This window comes from Roseateles sp. P5_E11 (genome assembly GCF_054049355.1).
In genome coordinates this window covers 1-11,541 of sequence record NZ_JBFUMO010000149.1, presented here as the reverse complement: position 1 = coordinate 11,541, position 11,541 = coordinate 1, and the positions used below count along the sequence as shown (strand labels likewise).

Annotated in this window: 9 protein-coding genes; 2 read left to right on the top strand and 7 right to left on the bottom strand. The window is 69.2% G+C overall.

Annotated elements, in window-relative coordinates; all coding sequences use genetic code 11:
• Window positions 1-90 precede the first annotated feature (90 nt).
• The 5 genes from ACXJKR_RS13320 to ACXJKR_RS13300 all read right to left on the bottom strand — a co-directional run bounded on the left by ACXJKR_RS13320 (window position 91) and on the right by ACXJKR_RS13300 (window position 4,025).
• Window positions 91-1,104, bottom strand: coding sequence for an ankyrin repeat domain-containing protein (locus ACXJKR_RS13320; protein ID WP_457323239.1), 1,014 nt, complete (start codon window positions 1,102-1,104; stop codon window positions 91-93).
• Window positions 1,097-1,657, bottom strand: coding sequence for a sigma-70 family RNA polymerase sigma factor (locus ACXJKR_RS13315; protein ID WP_056196348.1), 561 nt, complete (start codon window positions 1,655-1,657; stop codon window positions 1,097-1,099). The genes ACXJKR_RS13320 and ACXJKR_RS13315 overlap by 8 nt, the downstream gene beginning before the upstream one ends.
• Before the next feature lie 53 nt (window positions 1,658-1,710).
• On the bottom strand, window positions 1,711-2,571 hold the full coding sequence (locus tag ACXJKR_RS13310; protein WP_457323238.1) for a hypothetical protein: 861 nt from the start codon (window positions 2,569-2,571) through the stop codon (window positions 1,711-1,713).
• A 123-nt stretch (window positions 2,572-2,694) separates the two neighbouring features.
• Complete coding sequence (locus ACXJKR_RS13305; protein ID WP_157281445.1) at window positions 2,695-2,967, bottom strand: flagellar hook protein FlgE; 273 nt, start codon at window positions 2,965-2,967, stop codon at window positions 2,695-2,697.
• A 116-nt stretch (window positions 2,968-3,083) separates the two neighbouring features.
• On the bottom strand, window positions 3,084-4,025 hold the full coding sequence (locus ACXJKR_RS13300; RefSeq protein ID WP_457323237.1) for a GGDEF domain-containing protein: 942 nt from the start codon (window positions 4,023-4,025) through the stop codon (window positions 3,084-3,086).
• A gap of 124 nt (window positions 4,026-4,149) precedes the next feature.
• On the opposite strand from ACXJKR_RS13300, the gene ACXJKR_RS13295 reads away from it, so the two are divergent.
• Complete coding sequence (locus ACXJKR_RS13295; protein ID WP_457323236.1) at window positions 4,150-7,212, top strand: amidohydrolase family protein; 3,063 nt, start codon at window positions 4,150-4,152, stop codon at window positions 7,210-7,212.
• A gap of 1 nt (window position 7,213) precedes the next feature.
• On the top strand, window positions 7,214-8,536 hold the full coding sequence (locus ACXJKR_RS13290; protein ID WP_457323235.1) for an amidohydrolase family protein: 1,323 nt from the start codon (window positions 7,214-7,216) through the stop codon (window positions 8,534-8,536).
• On the opposite strand, the gene ACXJKR_RS13285 is transcribed toward ACXJKR_RS13290, so the two are convergent.
• Together ACXJKR_RS13285 and sbcB are read right to left on the bottom strand one after the other, a co-directional pair.
• On the bottom strand, window positions 8,533-10,512 hold the full coding sequence (locus ACXJKR_RS13285) for an MFS transporter (protein WP_457323234.1): 1,980 nt from the start codon (window positions 10,510-10,512) through the stop codon (window positions 8,533-8,535). The genes ACXJKR_RS13290 and ACXJKR_RS13285 overlap by 4 nt on opposite strands.
• Window positions 10,513-10,595: 83 nt before the next feature.
• On the bottom strand, window positions 10,596-11,541 hold a 946-nt coding region (gene sbcB / locus ACXJKR_RS13280; RefSeq protein ID WP_457323233.1), incomplete at its 5' end, for an exodeoxyribonuclease I.

The following is an 11,541-nucleotide window of genomic DNA, read 5'->3' as shown; positions in this document are numbered from 1 at the left end:
GCCAAGGCCGTGGCGGCCTGAGGCTGAAGGCTTCAAAAGCCAGCCCGCCGCGCGCCAGCCCGGCGGGCTTTTTTGCGCCCTGTGGGGCGCCTAGCGCAGGACGTGCATCAGATCGCCATGCCCTTGAGCGTCGGCATGGTCTGCGGCCGTCCAGCCTTGGGGATCGCGGTCTGCCTTGCGGGCGCCGGCAGCGAGCAACAGGTTCACCATCTCGCGCGACCCGGTGCGCGCGGCCAGCATGAGAACCGTGCGGCCCTGGTTGTCACGCAGGTGGACCGAAGCGCCGGCCTTCAGCGCCGAGCGTGCCGTCGCCAGGTCAGCGTGATCGGCAGCCGCCAACAGGAAGGCATTGGCCGGCATGGTGGCTTTCGCCGATTCGGCGACGTCGGAGGCGGCCAGGCTTTGGGCCATCTGCGGCGCCGCTCGAAACCTGGCCGCGACCCCGCTTGAAACTGCTTCCGACCGCGCCAGCATCTCGGCCTGGCTGGACGCGTCGGCCACAGCTCGGGGCGGCAACGGCGCGGCAGCTACCGCCGGTGCAGCGGGTGGTGGCGCGGCAGCCATCACCGGCTCGGCCGGTGGCGACTGCATCACAGGTGGCTCCGGTTGGGCCGTGCCCGCACTCACCTCCGCCTGCCTTTGCAACCGCGGCGGCGTCGCATCCGCCATCATGGCAGGAGCAGACCGTTCGGCACGCGGCTTGGCAAGGCTGGCCTTGGCCATTGTGCGGGGCACTTCAGCGGCAGGCGCGGGCTGGGGCTCGACGGCCGGGCTGGCTTGGGCCACCACCACGGCCGCCGTCGATGCGGGCGCGGCCGCGGCCAGCCGCGGATCGGCTTCCGGTCGCGGCTCGGTGTTTCGTCCTTTCAAGACCAGTACTGCCGCCACCAGCAGCCCCATCATGAGCAGGCCCAGCGCATAGGGTTGCCAGCGCCATGCCAGGGCGTTCTCGGCGACGGGCACGGCAGCGGCCACATCCGGCCGGGGCAACGCCGCCATCAGCCGTGCACGTCGCTGCTCGCGGCCCGCGTCGTCACCGAGCAGGGCTTCGCGATACGCAGCCTCGGCCGCGTCGTTGGGCGTGGTGGGATCGAACTCAGCCATCGCGCCACTCGCTCAAACGGTGCCGCAGGGCCTCGCGCGCATAGCGCAGCCGGGTCTTGGCGGTTTCGGGATGGGCCTGGGTCACGTCGGCAATCTCGGCGAGGCTGAGCTCGACCACGGTGAAGAGCAAGAATGCCTCCCGCTGCTCGACGGACAGGCGCAGCAAGGCGCCTTCAACGGCCTCGACCAGGCGCTTGGACACCAGCAGCTGCTCCGGCCCGGCGGCGGCCGAGGCCAGTTGATCCGGGTCGGCCTCGTCTCCCTGCGGCGGACGCGCCCGAACATGGTCCAGCACGCGGTTGCGCAGCACGGTGTAGAGCCAGGTCGAGAACCTGGCTTTTGCGGGCGCGAAGCTGGCGGCCTTGGCTGCAACGGCCAGCCAGCCTTCCTGGTGCAGGTCCTCCACCGTGGCGCGATCCGTGGGGTGCAGCATCTGGCGAACGAAGGCAAAGGTCTTGCGGTCATGGCGGCGGTAGAGCCGGTCGAACGCCCCCATGTCGCCGCGCAGATAGCTGGCGATGAGCTCTTCATCAGCGGGTTCACTCGCAGGCATGCGGCGCGGATGCTACGCCGGCCAGAGGTGGGTTTGCGGCATCGGGCGAGGCCTCACCAGCGCGGCGGCGGGTCGGGCACATAGCCGCCGCTGCTGTTGGGGAAGGACCGCGGCAACTGCGCCATGGGTCGGGGCATGATGCCCGCCGCCATCAGATTGGCCTGGCTGTCGTAGTGGATCTCCAGCAACTGCTCGGGCTGTGATGTGCGCCGCTGGAAGCCGGTGTGCGCAATGGGCGACCACTCCGACGCACCATGCCCCGTGCCCAGCTTGGCCCGCACCGAGCGCTCCGCCTCAGCCCGCCCCGCGCCTTCGCGCGCTGGAGCTGCCTGGACTGCAGCGTCCGCTGTCCCACTGTTGAGTCGGCTCAATGGGCTGGGCGCCACTGGCGCAGCAGGCGACACGAGCGGCGCGTCGTAGACCGGCGGCGGCACGTAGACCTCGCGGAACACCGCCGCGCCGATCACGCCGACATTGGCCGGCCGCCCGGTGCGCGCCGCATAGGAATCGCCCAGCGAGGTGAACTCGAAGGCCGCGATGTGCTCATCGCTCTTGCGCCAGCCCGTGATGTCATGGCTCTCGCCCGGGCTCAGCACATAGCCCGACTGGTTGAAACCCGCGGTGTCGCCGGTGATGGCGTTGACGCCGTCCACCGACAGCACCACCAGCACCCGCTCGGCGCTGCGGTTGCTGAGCCGGATGGCGTAGCGCGAGCCGGGCATGCCCGGGCTGAAGCGGCGACCACGGCTGGCGTACTGGGCCAGCGAGGCGCCGCTGTCGCGGTCGATCAGCTGCATGTCGAGCAGGGGCGGCGACACGACGGCGGCACAACTGGCGTGCAGCCCGGCCAGGCCCGTCAAAGCGGCTAACTGGAGCAAGGCGGTGCGGCGGCGCAGCGGAAGCAGGGAACTCATGGCGGATCCTTCGCAGGGATGGGACCTTTGCTTGTACGGAGCCGCTCGGTAAACGGGGTGAAAAAGCCGGCCGGCCAAAGAAAAAGCGGCCCGAGGCCGCTTCTGTCGCAGGAAGAAGGCCGCTCAGGCCTTGATGTCCAGCAGTGCACCAGTGGTGTTGATCTGCGTCTGCAGCACCTTCAGGTTGGCGACGAAAGAGTAGGCCGCGGACTGCTGTTCGACGATCTCGTTGGCCGGGTTGATCTCGCGCTCGGGCACCTTGTCGACGTTCGTCGGCTCCACGCTCGGACGAGCCTGGTTGCTGCTCGCCAGATTGGCGATATTGGCCGCCGACGCGCGCAGCCGCTCGTTCGCTGACGAGATGCCGGACATGGCGGTGGACAAGGGGACGTTCATCGGGATTCAGTTCTCAGGCGCGCTGGCCGCTACATCGACCGCGTTGTAGGTGAACTTTAGAACATTTGGCGAAAAACCCCGCATTTCCGGGGTTCGCCGCGCCAGCAAACGTGAAATCAGCCCGCCAGTTCCTCGTAGCCGCCGGTGGAAACGAAGACCCGCACGCTGTCGCCCCCGGCCGCCTTGGCCTCCGTGCAGGCCAGCGCCGCACCGCCGAGCACGGCGTCCACCGTTACCAGCGTCGGCTGGATCTGCACAACGCCCAGCGACGCCTTCACGCGGGTGCGGTGCAGGCCCCAGCGCAGGCGGTAGCTGGCGATGGACGAGCGCACCTTCTCCGCGATGATCTGGGCGTAATGCTGGTCGCAGTCGGGCAGCAGGATGGCGAAATGATCTTCCTCCAGGCGCGCGACCAGGTCGGAAGCCCGCACCTTGCTGATCAGCATCTGCCCCAGGCCGTAGAGGAAATGGTCACCCACCTCGGCGCCCATGTCCTTGATGACCTCGCCGAAACGGTCCACGTCAACCCACAGCACCGACACCGGCTCGTTGCGCCGGCTGCCGACATGCTCGCCCAGGCGGCGCTCGAACTCCCGGCGGTTGGCCAGCTCGGTGACGGCGTCGTGCTTGGCCGTCCAGGTGGGCTGCAGGCGCAGCGCGCGGGCGGCGCTGACGTCTTCGACGATCCACAGCGACTCGCCAGCGGGCGCTTCCCAGTGCACCGGCGTGGCCTGCAGGCGGCCCCAGAACCGGTGACCGTCGCGCTTGACGTATTCGATCTCCTCGTCCAGCGGTCGACCCGCGGCGAAGGCGGCGGCGGCGCGTTCCTGCAGCGCTGTGTGAGCCATGTCGGTGGTGTGGACGAGGCGCGTAGGCTGTCCGGCCAGTTCACCGTCGTCGTTGAAACCGAACAGGTGGTTGAACTCCTCGCTGACGACTTCGAAGCGCTGGCCGGAAACGAAGGCGACGGCCGTTGGCGCGCGTACCAGCAAGGCTCGCAGGCGGGCGGCGATGGGGTCCTCGGCGGAAGCGGGCGTGCCGGAAGTAGCGCTGCTCATAGGAGTCTCCGAGTCGATCTTTAGGCTCGACTATCGCAGGACTGAAGGCTTTCGGCCATGACGCAGATCACGGCGTTAGAGTCCGCGTCCTTGCCGTACCACGGCGCCATCACAAGACGAGACGATGCGCTTGCTTCCGGTCTCCCTGCTCGCCCTGCTGACCGGCCTGACCCAGGCCCAGCAGCCCAGTGAAATCCCTCAGGGTCTGCGCGATGCAACGCCACGCTGGCACGCCTTGACGGGCGCGCGGCTGGTGCTGGCGCCGGGCCAGATCGTCGAGAACGGCACCCTGGTCATGAAGGACGGCGTCATCGTCGCCGTTGGTGCCAACGTGAAGCCGCCGGCAGGCGCCCGGGTCTGGGCGCTGCAGGGCCGCACCGTCTATGCCGGCTTCATCGACGCTGCCAGCAGCGTCGGCCAGAGTCGCATGGAGACGTCCAAGGCCAAGGGGCTGACACCCGGCCAGCGCTGGGTGCGCAGCGAATTCCACCAGGCCACGGCGCTGGAGATCAAGCCCGAGGACGTGCGAGCTGCGCGCGAACAGGGCTTCACGACGGCCCTGTCCCTGCCGCCCGTGGGCGCCGTCTTCCGCGGCCAGAGCGCGCTGATCAGCCTGCGCGACGGCACGGATGCACGCAGCCTCGTGCTGGCGGCCGAGGTGGCCCAGCACCTGGCCCATGAGTACACAACCTTCGACTTCGAGAGCGGCGCCCGCCCGGGCAACTTGAGCTACCCGACCTCGCTGATGGGCAGCATCGCGCTGGAACGCCAGACGCTGCTGAACGCCCGCTGGGCTGCCGGGCCGGCGCCCGCCGGCGAGCGGCGCGAATTCAACGCCAGCCTYGGCGCCCTCGCCCCGGCCCTGAGCGGCAAGCAGCCCATCGTCCATGAGGTGCTGGACGAAGAAGACCTGCTGCGCGTCGCCAGGCTGCGCGACGAGTTCGGGCTCAAGCTGATCGCCCAAGGCACCGGCCATGAATACCGCAAGGCGGCCCAGCTCAAGGCCCTGGGCCTGCCCCTCTTGCTGCCGCTGGCCTTTCCCGCGGCACCCGAAGTCGAGCAGCCCGAGAGCGCGCTGGACGTGCCCCTGCACCAGTTGCAGCACTGGGAGCGTGCGCCCGGCAACGCTGCCGCCCTGCAGGCGGCGGGCGTCGAGTTCGCGATCTCGACGCAAGGGCTGAAGGACGTCAGGAAGGAATTCTGGCCACGGCTGCGCCAGGCCGTGCAGCACGGTCTCACGCCCGAAGCCGCCCTGGCAGCACTGACGACCACGCCGGCCAAGCTGCTGAGCCAACCGCGGCTGGGGCGCCTAGCACCGGGCCAGCTGGCCCACGTCATCGTCGCCAGCGGTGATCTTTTCATCAACGAGCAGGCCGAGGTCGAGATCGCCTTCGTCGACGGCCAGCCGCTGCCGACCGAAGCCTGGGAGCGCTTCGATGCACGCGGCCGCTGGACGGTGAAGGCCGCTGGTGGAGCCGAGCAAACCTGGCAGATCGCCGGCACGCGGGCCAAACCCACGCTGCAGGTCGATGGCAAGACCTGCGAGCTGCAGCAACGCGGCCGCGAACTGCTGTTGCGCTGGCCCTGCGAGGTCGGCGCGAAGGAAAGCCTGCGCCTGGAGGGCCGTGGCCCGTCAATGGCCGGCGCGATGACGCTGGCCGATGGCCGCAGCCAGCCCTGGACGGCCACGCGCATCGTGCCCTACCAGCCGCCTGTGGCCCAGGTTGTCGCCCCACCGCCCCTGTCGCCTGCCACGTTCCCGGCGGGCGTCTTCGGCCGCACGGCGCCACCCGAGCGCCCGGCCGTCGTGCTGGTGCGCAACGCGACGGTCTGGACCAGTGCCGCTGCCGGCAATCTCGAAGCCACCGATCTGCTGGCGCGCGACGGCCGCATCGCTGCCATCGGCAAGGGTCTGGCAGCGCCTGCTGGCGCCGTCGTCATCGACGCTGCAGGCAAGCACCTGACGCCCGGCCTCATCGATGCCCACTCGCACACCGCCATCAACCGCGGCACCAACGAGTTCGCGCATTCGGTGACGGCTGAGGTGCGCGTTGGCGATGTGGTCGACGCCACCGACATCAGCCTCTACCGTCAGCTTGCCGGCGGCGTGACCAGCGCCAACTTGCTGCACGGCTCGGCCAATGCCATCGGCGGCCAGAATCAGGTCATCAAGCTGCGCTGGGGGCTGGATGCGGAAGGCCTGAAGTTCGAAGGCGCACGCCCCGGCATCAAGTTCGCGCTCGGCGAGAACGTCAAGCGCGCCAACTTTCCCCCCAACGACGGCGACCCGCGCTATCCGACGACGCGCATGGGTGTCGAGCAGGTCATGCGCGACGCCTTCCTGGCTGCGCAGGCCTACCGCGAGCGGCGCAAGGCCGACCCGAACACGCGCCGCGACCTGCAGATGGACACGCTGGTCGAGTTGCTGGAACGCAAGCGCGTCATCCACATCCACAGCTACCGCGCCGACGAGATCCTGATGTTCGTGGCCCTGGCCAAGGACTTCGGCCTGGAGGTCRCCACCTTCCARCATGTGCTGGAGGCCTACAAGGTCGCGCCCGAGATCGCGGCGCTGGGCGCCGGCGCCTCCGGCTTCTCGGACTGGTGGGGCTACAAGGTCGAGGTGCAGGACRCCATTCCCTACAGCGGCGCGATGACGCAGAAGGCGGGTGTGCTGACCAGCTTCAACTCCGACAGCGACGAGCTGGCGCGCCGCCTCAACACCGAGGCGGCCAAGGCGCTGCGCTATGGCGGCAAGGCCTGGGGGATGAGCGAGGCCGAGGCGCTGAAGTTCGTGACCATCAACTCGGCCAAGCAGTTGCGCATCGACAGGCGCGTCGGCTCGCTGGAAGTGGGCAAGGACGCCGACTTCGTCATCTGGAGCGCAAGCCCGCTGTCGAGCGCGGCACGCGCCGAGCAGACCTGGATCGACGGGCGGCGCTACTTCGACCGCGGCGAGGACACGCAGCTGCGCGAGCGTGATAGCGCCGAGCGCGCCCGCCTCGTGGCGCTAGCGATACCCGAGCGCGCCAAAGCCGCCGCGCCGCCCGAGGGGCGGCCGGCCACACCGCTGGCCGCAGCGCTGGACCAGCTCGAATTGCAACGCTGGCTGCATGAGGCCAACCGTGATCGCCAAAGCTATTTCGGCGGTGACGCCTGGCATGAATGCACCGTGGACGCGTACTGACATGAAGCTCGCACTCATCACGGCCCTGCTGGCTGCCGCCTTCACCGCCCAAGCCACGCCCAACACGCCACCCCCGCCACAGCGCGAACCGCTGCTGCTGCGCAATGCCGTCATCCACCCGGTCAGCGGCCCGGTCATCGCCAACGGCAGCCTGCTCATCGAGGCCGGCAAGATCCGCGCGATCGGTGGCACCGAGCTGGCCGCGCCCGCTGGCGCCAAGACCGTCGATCTGGGCGGCCGGCATCTCTACCCCGGCATGGTGGCGGCCAACACCAGCCTGGGCCTGGCGGAGATCCGCTCGGTCAACGCCTCGATGGACAGCGTCGAGACCGGGCCGCTGAACCCGAATGCCCGCGCCCTGGTCGCCTTCAATGCCGACAGCGAGCTGCTGCCCATCACGCGCGGCGGCGGCGTGCTGGCCGCGCTGTCCGTGCCCGAGGCCGGCCGCACCGGCCTCATCGCCGGTACGTCGGCGCTGCTGCAGCTGGAGGGCTGGAACTGGCAGGACATGGCCCTGCTGCCCGAGGTCGGCCTGCACATCGCCGTGCCGCGGCTGCGCCTGAACAGCGCCCTCTTCCCCAACCAGCCCGAAGCCCGCCTGGCCGAGATGCGCCGCTCGACCGAGGCCAGGCTCAAGCTGCTCGACGACGCCTTCGAATCGGCCCGGGCCTATGCGCTGGCGCGCGCTGCCGACCCGAGCACGCCCATCGACACGCGCTGGGAAGCGATGCGCCCCGTGCTGCCCGCTACAGCCGGTGCGGCGCCGGCCCGGCCCGTCGTCATGCATGCCGATGACCTTGCGCAGATTCGCTTTGCGCTGGACTTCGCGGCCCGCCATGGCCTCAAGCTCATCATCAGCGGCGGCGCCGATGCCTGGCGCCTGGCCGACACGCTGCGCGAACGCCAAGTACCCGTCATCATCGACGGCCTGCTGCGCCTGCCGATGCGCCGCGACGACCCGCCGGATGCCCTTTTCGCCCTGCCCGCCCAGCTCGCCGCGGCCGGCGTGCGCTACTGCATCGCCGACGGCGGCCGCGACTCGACGAATGCCCGCAACCTGCCCTTCGAGGCCGCGCATGCCCGCGCCTTCGGGCTCAGCGACGACGAAGCCCTGAAAGCCGTCACGCTCTACCCGGCGCAGATCCTCGGCATCGCCGACAAGCTGGGCTCCATCGAGGTCGGCAAGCTGGCCAACCTCTTCGTGGCCGATGGTGACCCCCTCGAGCCCAGCACGCGCATCGAGCGGGTGTTCATCCAGGGCCGCGAGGTGGAGCTCAGCGACCGGCAGACGGCGCTGCGCGACAAGTATCTGAAGCGCAACTAGCCGGCCGTCTTGGCCGGCGGCGTGGCTGCCGGCGAAGTGGGCGCGGCCGGCGCGCCCAGGCCCATCTGCGCATTTGGCCGCGCGTCGTGGCCGCGCTTCCACTGCCGCATGGTGTCGACCGCCACCGAGCGGCGGATGTAGCGATGCCAGATGAAGCTGAGGTCGAAGATCAGGATGGCCAGCCACCACAGATAGAGGAAGGCCGCGCCGGCGAGCAGGACGGGCCAGGCGGCGGGGGGCGGTGACGCCGTCGGGCCGTCGGCGCCCAGCAGCCGCGACAGCACGATGAAGGCGATGACGAGGGCGCCGACGCCGACCAGGCAGCGTCGCCCCCAGTTGGGCTTGCGCGGCAGCAACCAGCCGCTGAGGGCAATCAGCGCGGCAGCGGCGATCGGAGCGAGCCGGCCAACGAGTTCCGCCACGTGGGCGGGGGCGGCGCTGCTCGTGAACGGACTGCCGAGGAAGTCAGCCGGCCCGTCCGGCAGCCACAGGTAAAACGGCCAGGCGCCAATCAGGAAGACGAGCGTGGCCGCGAGATGCCAGCGCAGGCCACCGGTATGCACCAGCCGCGGCAGCCGGGCGGCGGCGGTGATGCCCATCATCAGGCCGCTCATCAACAGGATCTGCAGCGGCAGCCGATCGAAGGTCGCACCCGTCGGCGTCACGCCCTTGTAGAGCAGGAAGACCGCGGCCACGTGCAAGAGCAGGCTCGCCACATAGGGGATGGCCAGGCTCACCCGGTCGACGAGCCCGTTGCTGGCCGGGACTTTCGGCTGGACTGTCGGGTCCGGCAGCACCACGTCGTCGATGAAATGGCCGAACACCTCGGAGTCGTTCCAGTAGTCGTTGTGCGCCTTGCCGGGCAACCAGTAGCGGCTGAAGCCATGGTCATGCTTGCTGCCGAACTCGAAGGCCTCGCAGCCGCTGTCCTTCAGGAAGCCCATGGCGGAATCGAGCTTGAACCCGATGGGGTCCCCGAAGTCGTAGTAGTTGCGCCACTTGATCTGCTGCGCCAGCGTCAGCCGCGGCGCCTCGCTGTCGCCAAAGAGCACCTGCTGGCCGGAGCAGCTGGATTTCAGCTTGAGGCCCTGCCAGAGCGCCGGCCACAGCACGATGTGCTTGTCGATCGGCGAGCCTATCGTCATATAGCCGCGCACATAACGGATCCAGCCGTCGTCAACCGGCGCACTGGATCGGTTGTCCGGGTCGACGATGGGGCGGCCCGACAGCGCTTCGAGCAGGCCGAGGAAGCTGATGACCGTGCCCTCGCTGTGCGCCACGATGTAGATCTCCGGATGGCCCCCCGGGCAGGCCTCCTGGAATGTCGCCACCACCTGCGCGAGCGCGCTGTGGAAGCGGTGCAGGATCTTGTCGCGGTAGTAGGGAAAGTCGGTGACGAGCTGGACATCGCCGACGTAGTCGCGCAGCAGCGGCGCCAGCTCGAACTTGAAGATGCCCATGCGGGCGAGCACGGCCAGCAGGCTCTCCAGCACGCCCACGGTCTCGACGATTTCGTCGACGATGCCGGTACCGAGCTGGAAGTCCTCGGCCTTCAGATTGCCGTTGGGCACCTCCCTGCGGTACTGCGACTCGGCGCGGCTGACCACCGTGTGTCCCCAGGCCTTGGTCTCCTCCAGCGTGTCATTGGCCTTGACGACCTGCCCCGGAATGTCGGCCCAGTAGATCTCGGCGAAGCCGATGCGCGACAGGGCGTCTGCAGGCTTGGCGTCCAGGCGGCTGATGCGAACCGCAGCCGCCGAGCCAAGGTTGAAGTAACCCAGCGGCATGACCGGCAGTGGCGGCGAAGCCCTGTCGCCGAAGCGCCGCGCCACCGAACGTATCGTGTCGCTGCGCAGCTGGCTGCCAATGCCGTGGATGGCCACGACGATCTTGTCCATCGGCGGGCGGCCCTGGCTGGCATCCGAGATGGATGCGGCCGTGGCCGTCTGCTGCTCGGAAGTGGATGCAACCGTCATGGGGAACTCTCCTCACGGGAAGTCCACGCATGGTGCCTCCGAGGCGGCCCTCACCGCTTCAACAAGACTGAGGAGACGCCGCCTCAGGGGGCGATCTGCTCCGCGTAGTCGTACAAGGCCGACAGGATCTGCTCACCTCGCTCGTCGGCTGTTTCACCGAGAACATCGATACGCTCCATGAAGGCCGCCAGCGTCTGCGCGCCGCCTTCGCCCTCATGCAGCCGCGCAGCCAGGTGGCCCTGCCAGCGCTCCGCCTCTTCTGCCGACAGGCTGGACGGGAAATTGCGCGCACGCCAGCGGAAGACAAGCTCATCCAGCCGCCCGTCCTGGAAGGCCAGCTTGCCTTGCGCCGCGCGCTCGGCGAGCTGCGCGGGCGCCATCGTGCGCACCTTGTTCAACGCCCGGCGGTCGTCGTTGCCGATGAAGCCGCCGTAGAGGTCTTCGTCCACGTCGGCCGGCGCGAAGGGCTCGCGCTGGAAGACGTCGGCCCACAGGCCGTCCAGCAGCCGGCCCTTCTCCGCCAGCAGCTTCACATGGGCGAGCTGGGCCTCGATGTCGTGGCCCCAGCGCTCGGCCATCGCGGGCTGCAGCGTTTTCAGGTTGCCGATGACTATGGGGCTCTTGTTGACATGGATGGTCTTGATGGGCAGCCGCGTGACGCCCTCGGGCAGCAGCTCCTGCTTGATGAACATGCGCGCGCGGATGGCTTCGGCGTTCAGCGTCAGCAGCTCGCCCGGGTCCACCGAGCAGTCCCAGACGATCAGCTCGTTCTTGTTGGTCGGATGCGGCGCCAGTGGCCAGACAACGGCAATGCAGCCGCGCTCGGGGCCGTACATGCCGGAGATGTGCAGGAAGGGCTTGCCGATGCCGATCTCGTCCCACACCGCCTGCTTGCTGCGCAACTTGACGCAGAAGTCCCATAGCTTGGGCTGGGCCTGGCGCAGCTTGCGCGCCAACGCCACGGTGGCGCGCACGTCGGACAGCGCATCGTGCGCCGCCTCGTGCGCGACGCCGTTGGCGATGGTCAGG

What these genes read in the sequence shown, in the direction of transcription:
- ACXJKR_RS13320 (WP_457323239.1), bottom strand. Translation starts at nt 1,104, where the DNA reads ATGGCTGAGTTCGATCCCACCACGCCCAACGACGCGGCCGAGGCTGCG.
- ACXJKR_RS13315 (WP_056196348.1), bottom strand. Translation starts at nt 1,657, where the DNA reads ATGCCTGCGAGTGAACCCGCTGATGAAGAGCTCATCGCCAGCTATCTG.
- ACXJKR_RS13310 (WP_457323238.1), bottom strand. Translation starts at nt 2,571, where the DNA reads ATGAGTTCCCTGCTTCCGCTGCGCCGCCGCACCGCCTTGCTCCAGTTA.
- ACXJKR_RS13305 (WP_157281445.1), bottom strand. Translation starts at nt 2,967, where the DNA reads ATGAACGTCCCCTTGTCCACCGCCATGTCCGGCATCTCGTCAGCGAAC.
- ACXJKR_RS13300 (WP_457323237.1), bottom strand. Translation starts at nt 4,025, where the DNA reads ATGAGCAGCGCTACTTCCGGCACGCCCGCTTCCGCCGAGGACCCCATC.
- ACXJKR_RS13290 (WP_457323235.1), top strand. Translation starts at nt 7,214, where the DNA reads ATGAAGCTCGCACTCATCACGGCCCTGCTGGCTGCCGCCTTCACCGCC.
- ACXJKR_RS13285 (WP_457323234.1), bottom strand. Translation starts at nt 10,512, where the DNA reads ATGACGGTTGCATCCACTTCCGAGCAGCAGACGGCCACGGCCGCATCC.